General features: G+C 45.8%; 14 protein-coding genes and 1 tRNA gene. All 15 read left to right on the top strand.

Annotated elements, in window-relative coordinates; translation table 11 throughout:
* Positions 1–145 precede the first annotated feature (145 nt).
* A protein-coding gene (gene prfB, locus ACPW7N_RS05250) for a peptide chain release factor 2 (protein WP_425649973.1) occupies positions 146–1,265 on the top strand; the annotation gives its coding sequence in 2 pieces (ribosomal slippage) (positions 146–226 and positions 228–1,265; 1,119 coding nt in all).
* Positions 1,266–1,403: 138 nt separating this feature from the next.
* Positions 1,404–1,486: transfer RNA gene (locus ACPW7N_RS05245), tRNA-Leu, on the top strand.
* 186 nt (positions 1,487–1,672) lie between these two features.
* Positions 1,673–2,461 carry a FadR/GntR family transcriptional regulator gene (locus tag ACPW7N_RS05240; RefSeq protein ID WP_425649972.1) on the top strand — a complete coding sequence of 263 codons (789 nt, stop codon included), beginning with the start codon at positions 1,673–1,675 and terminating at the stop codon, positions 2,459–2,461.
* 184 nt (positions 2,462–2,645) lie between these two features.
* A complete protein-coding gene (locus tag ACPW7N_RS05235) occupies positions 2,646–4,289 on the top strand; it encodes a lactate permease LctP family transporter (protein ID WP_425649971.1) in 1,644 nt (547 codons plus the stop codon).
* Positions 4,290–4,429: 140 nt separating this feature from the next.
* Positions 4,430–5,164, top strand: coding sequence for a (Fe-S)-binding protein (locus tag ACPW7N_RS05230; protein ID WP_425649970.1), 735 nt, complete (start codon positions 4,430–4,432; stop codon positions 5,162–5,164).
* The gene (locus tag ACPW7N_RS05225; RefSeq protein WP_425649969.1) at positions 5,161–6,657 is read left to right on the top strand and encodes a LutB/LldF family L-lactate oxidation iron-sulfur protein; all 1,497 of its coding nucleotides are present in this window, start codon (positions 5,161–5,163) and stop codon (positions 6,655–6,657) included. The genes ACPW7N_RS05230 and ACPW7N_RS05225 overlap by 4 nt, the downstream gene beginning before the upstream one ends.
* Positions 6,657–7,385 carry a LutC/YkgG family protein gene (locus tag ACPW7N_RS05220; RefSeq protein WP_425649968.1) on the top strand — a complete coding sequence of 243 codons (729 nt, stop codon included), beginning with the start codon at positions 6,657–6,659 and terminating at the stop codon, positions 7,383–7,385. Before ACPW7N_RS05225 ends, ACPW7N_RS05220 begins: the two co-directional genes overlap by 1 nt.
* 116 nt (positions 7,386–7,501) lie before the next feature.
* Positions 7,502–7,771 carry a YciI family protein gene (locus tag ACPW7N_RS05215; RefSeq protein ID WP_425649967.1) on the top strand — a complete coding sequence of 90 codons (270 nt, stop codon included), beginning with the start codon at positions 7,502–7,504 and terminating at the stop codon, positions 7,769–7,771.
* Between the two features lie 149 nt (positions 7,772–7,920).
* Positions 7,921–8,292, top strand: a complete 372-nt coding sequence (locus ACPW7N_RS05210) for a c-type cytochrome (RefSeq protein WP_425649966.1) — start codon at positions 7,921–7,923, stop codon at positions 8,290–8,292.
* Between the two features lie 113 nt (positions 8,293–8,405).
* A complete protein-coding gene (argC, locus tag ACPW7N_RS05205) occupies positions 8,406–9,446 on the top strand; it encodes an N-acetyl-gamma-glutamyl-phosphate reductase (protein ID WP_425649965.1) in 1,041 nt (346 codons plus the stop codon).
* 19 nt (positions 9,447–9,465) lie between these two features.
* A complete protein-coding gene (gene argB / locus ACPW7N_RS05200) occupies positions 9,466–10,245 on the top strand; it encodes an acetylglutamate kinase (protein WP_425649964.1) in 780 nt (259 codons plus the stop codon).
* 77 nt (positions 10,246–10,322) lie between these two features.
* Positions 10,323–11,504 (top strand): aspartate aminotransferase family protein, encoded by a 1,182-nt coding sequence (locus ACPW7N_RS05195; protein WP_425649963.1) that lies wholly within the window; start codon positions 10,323–10,325, stop codon positions 11,502–11,504.
* Between the two features lie 131 nt (positions 11,505–11,635).
* A complete protein-coding gene (locus tag ACPW7N_RS05190) occupies positions 11,636–12,751 on the top strand; it encodes a carbamoyl phosphate synthase small subunit (RefSeq protein ID WP_425649962.1) in 1,116 nt (371 codons plus the stop codon).
* Complete coding sequence (gene carB / locus ACPW7N_RS05185; RefSeq protein ID WP_425649961.1) at positions 12,744–15,986, top strand: carbamoyl-phosphate synthase (glutamine-hydrolyzing) large subunit; 3,243 nt, start codon at positions 12,744–12,746, stop codon at positions 15,984–15,986. The genes ACPW7N_RS05190 and carB overlap by 8 nt, the downstream gene beginning before the upstream one ends.
* Positions 15,931–16,902, top strand: coding sequence for an ornithine carbamoyltransferase (gene argF, locus ACPW7N_RS05180; RefSeq protein ID WP_425649960.1), 972 nt, complete (start codon positions 15,931–15,933; stop codon positions 16,900–16,902). The genes carB and argF overlap by 56 nt, the downstream gene beginning before the upstream one ends.
* The last annotated feature ends 63 nt before the right edge of the window (positions 16,903–16,965 follow it).

Below are 16,965 nucleotides of genomic sequence, written 5' to 3'. Positions count from 1 at the left end.
CCATCGGTCCGCAAAGGAAGATGGTGTTTTGTGATTCAACTGGTTGCACTCCCCTTAAAATCAGATACAATAAAACAATAGCAAAAAAAGGTTAAGAAAAACGCCATCACGTTTTTCATATCATATGCAGAGGTGGTTTTGGAAAATGGCTCTGATTGACGTGGCAGATGTCAAACAGGAAATGAGCACCATGGCTAAACGATTAGCGGATATCAGGGGGTCTCTTTGACCTGCCTGTGAAGCAAGAACGAATTGGAGAATTAGAAGAGCGGATGATCGCCCCAGATTTCTGGGATGATAACGATGCAGCACAAAAGACGATTAGCGAGTTGAATGTGCTCAAGGGCCTCGTAGAAACGATGGGGAAGCTTGATACCGCATACGAAGATTTGCAAGTGATGCTGGAGCTAGCAATCGAAGAAGGTGAGGATTCCCTTATCCCTGAGTTGTACGAAGGGACGCAGGAACTAAAGAAGAGCTTTGAGAGTTTTGAACTGGAGCTCTTGCTAAGTGATCAGTATGACAAAAATAACGCAATCCTAGAATTGCATCCTGGCGCAGGCGGTACCGAATCACAAGACTGGGCTGAGATGCTTCTCAGAATGTATACACGTTGGGCAGAAAAGAAGGGCTTCAAGGTGGAGACTCTCGACTATTTGCCTGGGGATGAAGCGGGTGTAAAGAGTGTTACGCTTTTAATCAAAGGCCATAACGCATACGGTTATTTGAAAGCAGAGAAAGGCGTTCATCGTCTGGTGCGCATCTCGCCGTTTGACGCCTCGGGTAGAAGGCATACTTCTTTCGTATCCTGCAACGTACTGCCTGAAATCGAAGACGACCTCGATGTCGATATCCGTACAGAGGATCTGAAGATTGATACGTACCGTTCAAGTGGAGCGGGGGGACAGCACATCAACACCACAGACTCCGCTGTACGCATTACACATCTGCCATCCGGAATTGTGGTAACATGTCAAACAGAACGTTCTCAGATTAAAAACCGTGAGCGGGCCATGAAGATGCTTGCGGCAAAACTGTTTGAGCGCAAACGAGAGGAACAGGAGAAGACACTGCAAGCCATTCAAGGGGAACAAAAGGACATTGCCTGGGGCAGTCAAATTCGCTCCTATGTATTTCACCCGTACTCCCTCGTAAAGGACCATCGGACCAACATGGAGGTGGGTAATGTGCAAGCCGTGATGGACGGGGAGCTGGATTCATTTATTGATGCTTATTTGCGTTCGCGCTTGAATACAGGTGAATAAGTGTTCGTAATAAACAGAGGGAGCTACTAGGTGTGCTCCCTCTCAATTATTTTTGTTGACATGTTCAAATCAATTACTTGATTCCAGTGAAGGTTTCTGTTAGACTTAGAACTCGTCAGGGTATTCTTACCCTGCCAAGCGGGTGTGGCGGAATTGGCAGACGCACCAGACTTAGGATCTGGCGGGCGACCGTGGGGGTTCAAGTCCCTCCACCCGCACCATACATAAAAAAGTAACCTTTGATTGCTGAGTGCAGTCGAAGGTTTTTGTTATTTTATGGATATTAAAATTTTTTTAGTGCAAGTGAGGAACATCACATCCCGGATCGTCACAAATCTGATACAATCATTTCAGTTATCAGTCAAGAATTGTACTTGACGATTTCTCTCTTTGCTGGGAGCAGGTTATTGACAGAAAACTACGACAGCTTGTATGATAGCTTCATGAACAAGTCATCTGATGACCACAAGAGTATGAAAGCTTGTGAGGTACTTATGAAAGCGATTCCACGTTTTAAAGTTCGCAAGACATATGAAGAAGTAGCAGAATACTTAAAGAATCAGATTGTTTCAGGGGTCTATCAACCAGGAGACCGTTTACCTTCTCTTCGTGAGCTGGGTGAAACACTTGGAGTAGGGCAATCGACCGTGAGAGAAGCAGTTGGTTCTCTCAAAACAATCGGATTGGTCGTTATCAAGCAGGGAGAAGGAACTTTTGTTTCTCGTTATGAACCAGAAGAGTTGCTCTCCGCATTTGAAATGACGAAAACGATTACAAAACAAGATATCATCGATCTTTTGGAAGTGCGCAAGATCATCGAGACAGGGGTTGCCCGTCTTGCAGCTACACGCAGAACCGAAAGTGATATAAAAAAAATCGAAGAAGCCCTTCGTGAAATGGAAGAGGCATTAGAAAATGAGCATTTAGGAGATCAGGCAGATTGGAAATTCCACTATGCTCTGTCTTGTGCTACCCATAATGCTATGTTGGAGTCTGTCATGCAATCAATTTCTGAAACGATGAGTAAGACTTTGAAAGCAAGCAGAGAGAGATTATACCAATCAGTTGATAACCCACGCCGATTGTATCAAGAACACTTTGATATTTATAAAGCTGTCAAAAGTGGGAATCCTAAGCGTGCAGAAGAGGCAATGCTTTATCATCTCATTGGGGTAGAAAAAGAAATGTTGAAATAGAAACAAAACGGTCATAACCGTTTTGTTGCCCGCAAGCGGTCACATCCACTTTTATAAAAAACGTCGAGACGTTTTTTACAGAAAAAATTTTCGGAACAGTCATCTGATGACCTGATTCTCAGAACTGTTAACAATTGTGAAGTTATGCTGATTTTTCAGCTAACGATAGATTCAAATCAAAAAAATGATAAAAAGAGGTGTTGTTATGACATGGACTCAGGTCTATGAGCCGCTAGGGAGTATTTTGGCGTCTTCTTTCGCTGCACTTATCCCAATTATCTTCTTCTTCGTGGCTCTCGCTGTATTCCGCATGAAAGGATATACGGCTGGCGCAATTACAGTAGTACTTGCTGTATTAGTTTCTATTTTTGTTTACAAAATGCCAGTTAACTTAGCCTTGGCTGCAACCGTTTACGGTTTTGCATACGGTATATGGCCTATCGCCTGGATCATTGTAACCGCTGTCTTGCTTTACAAAATCACTGTTAAAACTGGTCAGTTCGATATTATTCGTTCGTCCGTTATCTCCCTTACTGAAGACCAACGTCTTCAAATGATTCTTGTCGGTTTTTCTTTCGGTGCATTCCTTGAGGGTGCTGCAGGTTTTGGTGCTCCAGTTGCCATCACTGCAGGTCTCTTGGTAGGTTTAGGTTTTAACCCGCTTTATGCGGCAGGTCTCTGTTTGATCGCAAATACGGCTCCAGTAGCTTTCGGTGCGATGGGTATTCCGATTACAACTGCTGGTCAGATCACAGGAATTGATCCATTCGAAATCGGTGCGATTGCTGGTCGCCAGTTACCATTCCTTTCCTTGTTCGTTCCTTTCTGGTTGGTATTCATCATGGACGGGTTCCGTGGCGTGAAAGAAACATGGCCAGCTTTATTGGTAGCAGGTGGAGCTTTCGCTATCACTCAATTCTTCACTGCTAACTTCATTGGTCCTGAGCTTCCTGACATTACATCAGCACTTGCAAGCTTGCTCGCTCTTGCATTGTTCTTGAGAGTTTGGAAACCAAAACGCATTTTCCGTTTTGAAGGACAACAACAAACAATTAAAGTTGATAAGAGCTACACTGCTGGACAAATCTTCAAGGCTTGGTCTCCATTCTTAATCCTGACTGCAGTAGTAACTGTATGGAGCTTGCCTGCTGTAAAAGCACTTTTAAAAGCAACTACAATCGTTATCCAAGTCCCTGGTCTTCATAAAGTAGTACAAAAAGCAGAACCTATTGTTAACAAAGTAACTCCTTATGCTGCTGAATTTAAGCTTGATTTTATCGCTGCAACAGGTACAGCTATCCTGATCGCAGCTTTGATCTCCATGGTAATGTTGCGCATGAACTTCGGTACTTTCCTTTCAACTTTCAAAGAAACGATTGTTGAATTGAAATGGCCTATTGCTACAATCGGATTAGTACTTGGCTTTGCTTACATCGCTAACTACTCTGGTCAATCTGCAACTCTCGGTCTGTTACTCGCTGGTTCAGGTGCTTTGTTCCCGTTCTTCTCTCCATTCCTTGGATGGTTGGGAGTATTCTTGACTGGTTCTGACACGTCCAGTAACGCATTGTTCTCCAACTTGCAACAGGTTACTGCGAATCAAATCGGTGTAGATGACGGATTGCTCGTAGCTGCGAACTCTACTGGTGGTGTAACCGGTAAGATGATTTCACCACAATCCATTGCGGTTGCTTGCGCATCTGTAGGCTTGGCAGGTAAGGAGTCTGACTTGTTCCGTTTCACAGTGAAACACTCACTCTTCTTTGGTACAATTATCGGTATCTTCACCTACTTGCAAGCTTACGTAATTCCTTGGACACTACCATAGGATTTCGTAAATAAATAAAACTATACTGTCCCATTAGGGAGGACGCCGGCAACAGACTTTCAATAGTCCGCCCGACGTTCTCCCTCTTAGTTTGTTGTATATCATCAGGTTAGGAAAAGATGGAAGTGGAGGTTACCAGAATGAAAGTATCTTTATTTATTACATGTCTCTCCGACGCCATCTACCCCAAGGTAGGCGAGGCAATGGTACGTATCCTCGGTCGTTATGGAGTAGAGTTATCTTTCCCAGAGACACAAACGTGCTGTGGTCAACCAGCGTTCAACAGTGGGTACTGGGATGCTGCCAAAGAAGGCGCCAAAACGCTAATCGAATCATTCGAGGATAGCGATTTTGTTGTTTCTCCGTCTGGTTCTTGTGTGGCGATGATTCACCATCACTACCCAATCTTGTTTAAGGACGACCCAGTTATGTTGAAGAAGGCAATTGAGTTAAAAGAGAAATCATACGAATTCACTCAATTCCTTGTGCAAGTACTGGGCGTTACTGATTTGGGAGCATACTTCCCGCATCGTGTTACGTATCATCCATCCTGTCACGGTACTCGCATGTTAGGTATCAAGGATGAACCATATACGCTTTTGAAAAATATCAAAGGTTTGGAGTTTGTTCCACTTCCATTTGCTGAAGATTGCTGTGGCTTCGGTGGTACATTTGCTGTAAAATTGCCAGATATCTCAGGGGCTATGGTATCTGAAAAAGTGCAACACGTCATGGAAACAGAAGCAGAAGTACTCTGTGGATTAGATATGGGGTGCTTGATGAACATTGGTGGTCGTATGAGCCATGCGGGTAAACCAGTTCGTGTCATGCACTTGATTGAGGTTTTGTATGAAGGGGTGAAACAAGGCGTATGAGTGGATTTGAACCAACGATTCCATTGGAAGAACGAGCAAGAGTTGCCTTAAATGACGACTTTCTGCGAAGCGCTGTTCGTTTTACAACCGAAAAATTACGCAGTGGTAAGAAAAATGCTTCTGAAGAATTAGGGAACTGGGAAGATTGGCGTACTCGTGGACGTGACATCCGCCTGCATACCATTGCTCACCTGGATTATTATCTATCCATGTTTGTGAACAATGTTAGAGCAGCAGGTGGTCACGTACACTTTGCTTCAACGGCAGAAGAAGCTGTAGAAATCACAATGAAAATTGCGGCAGCCAAAGAAGCAAAGTCTGTTGTAAAGTCCAAGTCCATGGTTTCGGAAGAAGTTCATATAAACAAGTTCTTTGAAGAAAGCAAAATTGAAGTAGTGGAGACGGACCTTGGCGAGTACATCATTCAGTTAGCGGGTGAAACACCGTCTCACATCATCATTCCAGCGATCCACAAAAACAAACAGCAAGTGGCAGAATTGTTCTCTGCGGAAGCAGGTAGACAACTTCCTGCTGATACACAAATTCTTGCCGGTTTTGCTCGTTCCAAACTTCGCGAGAAATTTCTCGAAGCAGATATTGGGATGACTGGCTGTAACTTTGCCATTGCTGAATCTGGCTCTATGGTAATTTTCTCCAATGAAGGTAATGGCCGTATGGTTAGTACTGTGCCGAAAACCCAGATTACAATGATGGGTATGGAGCGTATCATTCCATCTTGGGAAGACCTGGAGACAATGGCTACCTTATTGCCGCGTTCTGCAACAGGACAAAAACTTACTGTATATATGTCTGCAATCAATGGACCACGTCGTGAACAGGATTCTGACGGTCCAGAAGATATGCATATCATCATTATTGATAATGGCCGTTCTAGACAGTTGGGTGATCCTGAGTTCCAGGAGGTTCTCAATTGCATCCGTTGTGGAGCATGTCTGAATGCTTGTCCTGTATATCGCCATGTGGGTGGTCACGCATATGGTTGGGTGTACAGCGGGCCAATCGGAGCGGTGCTTACTCCTCGTTTAAATGAAGATATCGACAAATGGGGCGAAGTAGCCAATGCATCCAGTCTTTGCGGCGCTTGCTGGGAAGCTTGCCCTGTGAAGATTCCTTTGCATGATATGCTGGTGTACATTCGTCGTCGCAATGTTGAGGCGGATGTGGTAAAAGGATCCGAAAAGCTTGGTATGAAGGCATTTAAAATGGTTACTTCCAATCATAAGTTATATGGACGGGCAATCAAGCTTGGGCGAATTGGACAAATGCCACTTGTGACGAACGGAATGATCAAGTCTCAAATTGGTCCACTAAAAGGATGGAATCGTTATCGTTTTGCACCTTCCTTGGCGCAAAAATCATTCCGGGATTCTTGGAAAGCGTTGGATCACGACATCCAGCGTGAGATGAAGGCTATGTCACCTGAAATGAAAAAACGAATGGAAGATATCGTGGCTAAACGGAGGAACAAATAATGAATGCGAACAAGGGTAAGGAGATTATAGATGAATTAGATCGACTGTCGAAAGCAAAAGAAGAGGCATTCTTTCAACATATAGCAAACCGTTTGGGCAGACAAAGAATAACGGAAAAACCTGTTCAACCGGTAAGAGGTGTTCCGGATTTCTGGAAGTCCTACCATCTTTCCGAGGAAGAACGGATCGAACTGTTCATGAAGAACTGGCAGGCAATGGGGGGCGATGCAAAGCGCTTCGCAACCAAGGAAGAGCTGGTTGAGCATATGAAAGGTATCGCTACCAGTATGTCTGCACGCAATCTCATTCGTGCCAACCATCCTTTCCTCGAGGAACTCGGAGTCGATGCTGCGCTTGAAGGCGTTGATATGACTGTTTGGAAAAAAGACAGTCCAGTTGATTTGCTTGAAAAAGCGGCAGGCGCTGATATTGGTATCACGGTAGTTGATTTTGCTATCGCTCATACGGGGACAGTAGTGGTGACATCTGGACCGGACAAAGGTCGCTCACTGAGTCTGTTGCCAACTGCGTTTATGGCGATTATCCGTGCAGAAGATATTCGGACGCGTATGGGTGAAGTAATGACAGAAATTCATAAATGGAACGGAAACGGCATGCCAGCAGGTATTCACTTTATTACTGGCCCAAGTCGATCGGCAGACATTGAGAATGACTTGACTATCGGGGTTCATGGACCGGGGATCGTGTTTGCCTTTATCTTAGGATAAAGGCAAGTTCACATTTTCTTCACATATTCGTCACGGAATCTTATTTATTAGGCGTGGTATACTTTTCCAAGGAATAGTAGCCACGTACTTCATTTGTTGGCTCTAGGAGGATGGACATGCTATACGTTGCGATGTTACCCATTATTGATCCTGATTTAAATGCCAAAGAGCGTCCTGCTCATTTAGACTACATTAACAAGCTGTTTTTGGAAGGCAAAGTAGTAATGGCTGGTCCTTACACGGACAAACGTGGAGGAATGGTCATTTATAAGGCTGATTCACTGGAAGAGGCGAAGTTGTTAGCACAAGCTGACCCAGCCGTTACTTCTGGTGCTCGCACACTGGAATTGCGTGAATGGAGTCCATTGGAATTCCCGCTTAGTTAATCACTACTTTTTCCATTTTGCAGATGATTGTCACAGCTTTTTTTGTGGAAAGCTAGTAGAGTCTAAGTTAAGGAAAAGCCTCCTCTTTTCACAGTGGAAAGAGGAGTTATACATAGCTTTTCTCACGATGAACCTCAGGAGGGAATATAATGAAACGTTTTGCACCATTTATGTTGGCTGGAGCAGTGGCTCTTGTATTAACCGCATGTGGAGGAGGAAACCAAGCTCAACCACCAGCACAACAACCTGCTACTCAACCACCAGCAGCGACTGCACCATCTACTGGAGCAGGAGTTGACACAGCTAAAGCGGAAGGTACTTACAAACAATCCTGTGCTGGATGTCACGGTGTTGACATGGCAGGACAAGTAGGACCTAAGCTTTCTGACATTGGTGCTCGTTTGAGCAAGGACCAAATCGCTGAGATCTTGAAAAATGGTAAAGGTGGCGGCATGCCTGCAGGACTTGTTCAAGGCGCTGACGCTGACAACCTTGCAGCTTGGTTAGCTGAGAAGAAGTAATTTGATTTGTAAATACCTGTTATAGACAACCACTTTCCTTGTGAGAGTGGTTGTTTTTTGTTTGAATTTTTATTATTATTTATGTATAAAAATACAGAAAGAGGAGAGAAGAGATGCTGCGTGCCGGAATTGTAGGTGCTACTGGATATAGTGGAGTAGAGTTAATCCGTATTTTGTTAAACCATCCTGAGGCCGAGATTAGTCGATTGTACTCCAGCTCAACGGAAGGGGCAGCACTGGCTTCCCTTTTTCCACACGTACAAGGGTTAGCCGTACCGAATCTGGAGAAGATCGATGCGGGGGACATAGCCGCACATAATGACGTCATCTTCTTGGCAACTCCTGCAGGTGTCAGTGCGGAATTGACACCGAAACTGCTGTCACATCAAGTCAAAGTAATCGATTTGTCAGGTGATTTCAGACTTCGATCTGCTTCGGTATATAAACAATGGTACAAAAAAGAGCCTGCTGATGAAGCACTATTGCAGCAGGCGGTGTTTGGTCTGCATGAGTGGAACACAGAGAAAATAGCAAATGCACAGTTGATTGCCAATCCAGGGTGTTATCCGACAGCAACTTTGCTTGGCTTATTGCCTTTAGCCAAGTCAGGCTGGGTTGATCCCGCCAGTTGGATCATCGATGCGAAATCAGGCGTCTCAGGAGCAGGCAGAGGTGTATCCCTGGGTGTTCACTTCAGTGAAGTAAATGAAAACCTGTCTGCCTATAAAATTGGTGTCCATCAACATACACCTGAAATCGAACAGGAACTGGCTTTGCAAACAGGGCAGGAAACAATGATACAGTTCACTCCCCATCTGATTCCGATGACGAGAGGAATTCTGGTTACGGCCTATGCTACATTGTCTGAAGCAGTAACGGAAACCGATATACAAAAGCTGTATGAAGAAACTTATGCGGAGAAACCGTTTGTCCGAATGAGAACGTTGGGTAGCCATCCTCGAACGAAGGATGTGTATGGCTCCAATTTCTGTGATATCGCTATTCATCTCGACAAGCGTACGGGTCGTGTAATAATCATTAGCGTGATTGACAATGTAGTCAAAGGAGCGGCTGGTCAGGCTGTTCAGAATATGAATACGATGTTTGGGCTAAAGGAAACGACTGGGCTTTCGATGGCTCCTGTTTTTCCGTAAGTGGGGGTGTGAAAAGAAAATGTCATCAATTATTGTCATCAAATGCGGTGGTAGCACGATGGAGCAACTTCCTCCTTCTTTTTTCGATACATTGTCAGACTTGCAGCAACAAGGCAAGAAAATTGTGATTGTGCACGGTGGAGGTCCAGCAATAAATGCCGTTTTGGAAAAGCAAGGGATTCAGGCACGCTTTGTGGATGGTTTGCGTTTCACCTGTGAGCAGACGATGAATGTCGTTGAGATGGTTTTGGGAGGGAGCATCAATAAACTTCTGGTGCGTCGTTTATTACAGGCTTCTGCAAAAGCTTGGGGGATGACCGGAGTGGACGCAGGACTGATCAAGGCAAAACAAACCGAACGACCACTTGGACTTGTAGGGGAAATTGTTGAGGTGCAAGCCGATGTACTGATCAATCTGGTGGAGCAGGGATATATTCCGGTCGTCGCCCCATTGGGTGTGTCAGAAGACGGCAAGCAAGTTTTTAATATCAATGCAGATGTCGCTGCAGGTTCGATTGCCGCAGCACTACAGGCAGAAAAACTGCTGATGATTACCGATGTGCCAGGAATTTTGGTGCCACAAGCAGATGGATCGAAAGTACTCGCAAGCAAAGTAACTTCTGATGAAGTGAAGGAAATGATAGCAAGTGAAGTGATTTATGGAGGAATGATCCCCAAGGTTCAATCAGCTCTGGATGCGCTGCAGGCAGGTGTAAGTCAGGTTGTTATCTGCAAGGGAACAAATGAAGACCTGATCCATGCTTTTCAAGGCGGTCAAGTAGGGACAATGATTTGCTAGTGAGTAGAGAGTAGAGGATAGCGCGTCAAGGATAGAATATAGAGGATAGTGTTAGTTGAAAGGGAGTTGTTGGGATTATGCAAACAGTTGCAAATTCATGCAATTTAATGAATAACTATGCTAGATGGCCACTTACCATCGTTAAAGGACAGGGAAATACAGTCTGGGATGACCAAGGAAACGTGTATTTGGACTTTAGTTCTGGAATTGCCGTGACATCGCTAGGACACGTTCCTCCTGGTGTTGCCAAACGGCTACACGAGCAAATCGATACCCTTTGGCATAGCTCCAATCTTTTTCAACATCCGCTGCAAGAACAATTAGCCACCAAACTGGCAGAGATTTCGGGGCTGGATAAAGCCTTCTTTTGCAATAGCGGTGCGGAAGCGAATGAAGGGGCCATCAAACTGGCAAGAAGGTACTCGCAAAAAGTAACAGGAGAAGGAAAATATCAAGTCATTACATTTGAACAGTCTTTCCACGGCAGAACACTGGCTACGTTAACTGCCACAGGCCAAGACAAGGTGAAGGATGGTTTTGCTCCATTGCCAGAGGGGTTTATTACGGTTCCTTATAATGATCTCACAAAGCTAAAGGATGCCATTACAGATCAAACTTGTGCCATAATGCTGGAGCTTGTGCAGGGAGAAGGTGGAGTACGCCCGGCAGATCCCGCTTGGGTGAAGGAACTCCGAAAGCTGTGCGATGAACAGGGGATTTTGTTGATTGTAGACGAGGTACAGACGGGAATTGGACGGACAGGAACCTGGTTTGCTTTTCAGCAGTATGACATCGTTCCGGATATTGTATCACTTGCCAAAGGTTTGGGAAGCGGTTTTCCGGTTGGAGCCGTACTGGCAAAGGAAAAAGTGGCAGAAGCATTTTCACCTGGCACCCACGGTACGACATTTGGTGGGAATCCACTCGCTATGACAGCAGGGTTGGCTACGATCGAAGCAATCGAACAAGAGAACCTTTTGGATCGAGTAAATTATTTACATGAAGTGCTGCTTACGGAGTTAAACCAAATCGTAGCGGAATTTCCGACACACGTAAAAGAGGTTCGAGGCAAAGGTCTATTGCTTGGACTTGAATGCAAGCAGCCTGTTGTGGAGCTGCTCTCTTATGCTAGAGAAGAAGGTATCATTCTCCTACAGGCAGGGCCCAATGTTATTCGCTTGCTACCATCCTTTATTACGACAGAAAAAGAGATTTCGCATATGGCAGATGTATTGCGTCAGGCTTTCCAACAGGATTAAAACAAGATGTATGCAACGGTAAAAACGCCGTTGCATTTTTATTAACGTGTATGTATAATAATTCACAAGAACGAATAAGAATACGGTAACCACCAAAAATATACAATGGGTAGGCAACACGGAGAGAGGAGATGGCTGTTTTGAAAAAGGATACCAAGTCCCATGGAACCGGATATTTGACGCTGATTAGTGGAGAGGTGTTTGTAGGTCGTTTATACGGAGCACCATTAACCGGGATCGGGGAAGTGGTTTTTCATACAGGAATGACCGGATATCAGGAAGTAATGACTGATCCATCCTTTGCGGGGCAGATCGTTACATTCACATACCCGTTAATCGGCAACTACGGTATAAATGAAACCGATTATGAAGCACTGAAGCCCGCATTGTCCGGCATGGTCGTCAGTGAACTATGTGAAGAGCCGAGTCATTTCCGAGCCAGTCACTCGCTTGCCGAGGTTGCCGAATCCTTTGGCTTCCCCATCCTTGCAGGCATCGATACGAGAGCCATCACCAAGATGGTTCGGGTGAACGGAAATGTTTTCGGGGTCATTGCCGATAAGCCACTGTCCCAAGATGAGGTAGCATCCTATTATGAGAAGCATGCGATGAGGAAGTTTGTCTCTGAGGTCTCCAACAAGGAAATCACTTCCTACCCTGGAACTGGGGAACACGTAGTGCTTGTGGATTTAGGCATGAAGCAATCCATTTTGGAATCATTGAAAGAACTGGGATGCCGTGTGACGGTCGTTCCTTTTGATACAACAGCCGCCGAGATCCGAGGTTTGCAACCAGATGGAGTCGTTTTCTCCAATGGGCCTGGTGATCCTACTGAGCTTTTGGCTTACTGTGCAGAATGGCGCAAAATTGCCGAAAGCTATCCAACATTGGGAATTTGCCTGGGCCATCAATTGCTTGCCCTCATGTTTGGTGCCAAAACAGGACGTCTCCCATACGGGCATCGGGGAAGTAACCATCCGGTGAAAGATTTGACAACCGGCAAGGTATACATGACTTCCCAGAACCACGGTTATGTTGTCAAGGAAGATACAATTGATAAACGCCAGGTGGCTATCACATACAAGAATGTAAATGATGGGTCAGTAGAAGGGCTGAAACATCTGTACTATCCCATTATGAGTGTACAGTTCCATCCGGAGGCGCATCCCGGTCCAGACGACACTTCACACATTTTCCAGCAATTTATCCAGTCAATGAACGTGATAGGAGCGAAGCACTATGCCTAAGTTGCAGCACATCAAGAAAGTGCTGGTGATTGGCTCAGGACCCATTGTTATCGGGCAAGCAGCCGAATTTGATTATGCCGGAGCACAGGCATGTCTTTCCTTGAAAGAGGAAGGAGTAGAAGTCGTTCTTGTGAATAATAACCCCGCTACGATCATGACCGATGAGCAGATGGCGGATAAGGTATATATGGAACCACTCACCGTAGAATCACTCACCAGTATTATCGCAAAAGAAAGACCAGATGGAATTTTGCCCACGCTGGGAGGCCAAACAGGACTGAATCTGGCAGTTTCCCTTGCAGAAGCGGGTGTATTGGAAAAATATCAGGTGGAATTACTTGGTACGCCGCTCGCAACCATTCAGAATGGTGAGGATCGTGAGCTGTTCAAAGCTTTGATGCAGCAAATCGGCGAGCCTGTGCCAGAAAGCGACACCGTAGAATCGGTGGAGGATGCATTAGCTTTTGCCAAAAAAATTAGCTTTCCGGTGATTGTACGCCCTGCTTATACACTTGGTGGAGCAGGTGGCGGCATTGCCGAGGATGAGGATAGCTTACTCGCTGTAGCCCAGCGTGGTCTTGCTGCGAGCCCAATCAATCAGGTGTTGATCGAACGCAGTGTGAAAGGCTGGAAGGAAATCGAGTACGAAGTGATGCGTGATCACGACGATACGTGCATTATCGTTTGTAATATGGAGAATCTCGATCCGGTTGGCATTCATACAGGGGATAGTATTGTAGTTGCTCCATCCCAAACCTTAACGGATCGTCAGTATCAGATGCTGCGCAGTGTTTCAACCAAAGTCATTAGGGAACTGGGGGTAGTCGGCGGTTGCAATATTCAATTTGCACTCGACCCACTTTCTGATCGCTATGTCTTGATTGAGGTAAATCCTCGTGTGAGCCGTTCCAGTGCGCTTGCTTCCAAAGCGACAGGCTACCCGATTGCACGGATTGCAGCGAAGCTTGCCTTGGGCTATTGCCTTGATGAAGTTATGAACCCAATTACCGGCTACACCTATGCGAGCTTTGAGCCCGCGCTGGACTATGTGGTTGTTAAAATCCCTCGATGGCCGTTCGATAAGTTCCCATTGGCAGATCGTTTGCTTGGAACACAGATGAAGGCGACTGGCGAAGTCATGTCGATTGCGCGAAATTTGGAAGCAGGGCTATTAAAGGCGGTTCGTTCCCTCGAGTTGGGCTATACCCATTTGTATCGAGCAGATGTGGCGGCATTAAGCGATGAAGAATTACAGCAAGCTTTGTCAAATGCAACGGATATTCGCCTGTTTGCGCTCGCAGAAGTGCTAAGACGTGGAATGACAGAGACCGAATTGCATCAGGCGACGGGAATTGATCCCTTCTTTATTCGCAGCATCGCCAAAATTATTGGAATTGAACAGCAATTGCAAAATGCAGGCTATAGTGAGCTAACTGCCGAGTTGTTGCAGGAAGCTAAGCACCGTGGTTTTACGGATAAAACGATTGCCGAACTGATTGGTGCAAGTATCGATCAGGTTCGGGACATGCGAAAAGAAAACGAGATTACGCCACGATACAAGATCGTTGATACTTGCGCTGCAGAGTTTGACGCACAGACGCCGTACTATTACTCAAGCTGGCAAGGAATCGATGAAGTGGAAGAGCAAGAAGGCAAAAAAATTCTTGTTCTTGGCTCTGGCCCGATCCGCATTGGTCAAGGTGTGGAATTTGACTATTGCTCTGTTCATGCGGCAAAGGCATTGCAAGCCAACGGGATTGTATCCATTGTGGTTAATAACAATCCGGAGACAGTCAGTACTGATTATGAGACGGCCGATCATCTGTACTTTGAGCCTTTGACGGTTGAGGATGTCCTCCATGTGGTGGAGCGGGAACAGGTAGAAGGCGTGATGGTTCAATTTGGTGGTCAAACAGCGATTAACCTGGCAGCACCACTAGCTCAAGCGGGTGTACCTGTGCTGGGAACTGCCCTTTCGGAAATCGATCGGGTAGAGGATCGGGAGTTGTTTTATCAGATGCTTCGGGAGCTTGATATTCCGCATATTCCTGGTGAAGGTGTTTCGTCCATTGAGGAGTCGCTGCAAGTGGCAGAAAAAATTGGCTACCCCGTTCTTCTGCGCCCTTCCTATGTCATCGGCGGTCAAGGGATGAACGTTGTCTACGATGCAGAGGAATTGTCAGCAGCAGTCCAAGGCTGGCTTTCGCTAAAACAAGAAGCGAACTTCTTCCCATTGCTTGTCGATAAATACATTCCGGGGATGGAAGTGGAAGTGGATGCGATTTGTGATGGAACCGATGTGCTGATCCCAGGCATCTTCCAGCACGTGGAGAAAGCAGGTATCCACTCAGGAGACAGTATCGCCATCTTCCCGGCACCAGGACTTACAGCAGCACAACAGATGACACTCACGGAATATACGAAAAAGATTGCCTCCAAAATCAAGGCAGTAGGCTTAATTAACATTCAATTCGTCATCGGCGAAGAAGGTACGATTTATGTTTTAGAAGTAAACCCTCGTGCATCACGGACGGTTCCTATCACGAGCAAAGTGACGGGCGTCCCGATGGTTGAATTGGCGGTACGTGCTCAACTCGGGCAAAGCCTCGCAGAAATGGGTTATGGAACAGGGCTATTGCCTGACATTCCATTTACCGTGGTCAAAGCGCCGGTATTCTCCACGATCAAATTAAACGGTGTCGACCCTGTGTTGGGCCCTGAGATGAAATCAACCGGAGAAATTCTTGGTCTGGGACGCACGCTTGAGGAAGCAGCAGCCAAAGCATTCCGCTATAAAGATGCTAGTTATCCTTTGTTACAGGCAAATGACGTTGTATTCGTATCATTGGCAGATCAGGATAAGCTTCCGTTTGTATCAAAGATTGCAGCTTTGGCTGAAAAAGGGGTTGCCTTTGCAGCCACAGAAGGTACCGCAAAATTATTGCTTGAGAATGGTGCAAAACAAGTCACCGTTGTATCCGAAGAGAAAGAATTCATCGAGCTGCAGCTTCAACAAAAAGTGGCGCTCGCCTTGATTACAGCAACCAAAGGGAATCGCCAGGGGCGCAAAGGATTCCACTTGCGCAGCACTGCCGTACAAAAAGGAATTCCGTTAATGACAGCGATCGAGACATTCGCATTATACTTACAAGCTTTTGCCAAAAAGGAGCGTGAAGGGCATGATGCCTGCGAAGACATTAGAACTTTATCCAAACAGTCTGTTATCCCATTGTAAAGGGAAGGACGTCCTGCGTATCGACGAATTCTCCCCACAGGAGTTACAGCTATTGCTTCAATCCGCTATCCAAATGAAGACCATGCAGAAAAACGGTCAGAACTTTCAACCGCTGGCTGGTAAAACTCTAGGAATGATCTTTGATAAATCGTCTACTCGCACACGTGTCTCCTTTGAAGTGGGAATGTATCAGCTTGGTGGCATGGGGATGTTCTTAAGCGGGAAAGAGTTGCAGCTTGGTCGGGGAGAGCCGATCAGTGATACCGCTCAAGTATTGTCCCGCTATGTAGATGCTATCATGATTCGCACGTATTCCCATGAGGATGTTCAAGAGCTGGCGAAATACGCTTCGATCCCGATCATTAACGGACTCGATGACAAGTTCCATCCGTGTCAGGCCCTCGCTGATGTGATGACGATCCTTGAGCATAAAGGAAAGCTGAAAGGCGTGAAACTGGCCTACATCGGTGATGGAAATAACGTGGCCAATTCCCTCATCTTTGCCGCCGTGCTGTTAGGTATGGATGTAAGTGTGGCTACACCGCCAGGCTACGAGTTAAGTGAAGATATCGTGCTTACGGCAACCCAATACGCCAAGGCAAGTGGTTCCCAATTTGTGATCACGAACGACCCGAAAGAAGCAGTTCAACAGGCTGACGTCCTTTACACAGACGTATGGACATCCATGGGCTTCGAAGAGGAAAATGAAACGAGATTACAAGCATTTGCCGACTATCAAATTAACGAAGAACTCGTAGCACTTGCAAAGAAAGATTATATTTTCATGCATTGCTTGCCTGCTCACCGTGGGGAAGAAGTAACGGCAGGAGTCATTGACGGAAAGAATTCCGTTGTTTTCGATCAGGCAGAAAATCGCCTCCATGCGCAAAAGGCCATCATGGCAGCAGTGATGTAATGATAGAACCTCTCTTTCATTTTCCGAAAGAGGGGTTTTTGCTTTGTTTGGAGAATGTTACCA

The sequence above is a fragment of the Brevibacillus nigriterrae genome, assembly GCF_049846925.1.
Taxonomy (GTDB): domain Bacteria; phylum Bacillota; class Bacilli; order Brevibacillales; family Brevibacillaceae; genus Brevibacillus_H.
Note: the sequence above shows the minus strand (reverse complement) of the source record. Positions and strands in the feature narration are given on the sequence as shown.

Excerpts from the sequence above, each read along its gene's own strand:
- ACPW7N_RS05195 (WP_425649963.1), top strand. The coding sequence starts at position 10,323 with ATGCAAACAGTTGCAAATTCATGCAATTTAATGAATAACTATGCTAGA.
- argF (WP_425649960.1), top strand. The coding sequence starts at position 15,931 with ATGATGCCTGCGAAGACATTAGAACTTTATCCAAACAGTCTGTTATCC.
- carB (WP_425649961.1), top strand. The coding sequence starts at position 12,744 with ATGCCTAAGTTGCAGCACATCAAGAAAGTGCTGGTGATTGGCTCAGGA.
- ACPW7N_RS05220 (WP_425649968.1), top strand. The coding sequence starts at position 6,657 with ATGAATGCGAACAAGGGTAAGGAGATTATAGATGAATTAGATCGACTG.
- ACPW7N_RS05210 (WP_425649966.1), top strand. The coding sequence starts at position 7,921 with ATGAAACGTTTTGCACCATTTATGTTGGCTGGAGCAGTGGCTCTTGTA.
- ACPW7N_RS05215 (WP_425649967.1), top strand. The coding sequence starts at position 7,502 with ATGCTATACGTTGCGATGTTACCCATTATTGATCCTGATTTAAATGCC.
- ACPW7N_RS05190 (WP_425649962.1), top strand. The coding sequence starts at position 11,636 with ATGGCTGTTTTGAAAAAGGATACCAAGTCCCATGGAACCGGATATTTG.
- ACPW7N_RS05230 (WP_425649970.1), top strand. The coding sequence starts at position 4,430 with ATGAAAGTATCTTTATTTATTACATGTCTCTCCGACGCCATCTACCCC.
- argB (WP_425649964.1), top strand. The coding sequence starts at position 9,466 with ATGTCATCAATTATTGTCATCAAATGCGGTGGTAGCACGATGGAGCAA.
- ACPW7N_RS05225 (WP_425649969.1), top strand. The coding sequence starts at position 5,161 with ATGAGTGGATTTGAACCAACGATTCCATTGGAAGAACGAGCAAGAGTT.
- ACPW7N_RS05235 (WP_425649971.1), top strand. The coding sequence starts at position 2,646 with ATGATAAAAAGAGGTGTTGTTATGACATGGACTCAGGTCTATGAGCCG.
- argC (WP_425649965.1), top strand. The coding sequence starts at position 8,406 with ATGCTGCGTGCCGGAATTGTAGGTGCTACTGGATATAGTGGAGTAGAG.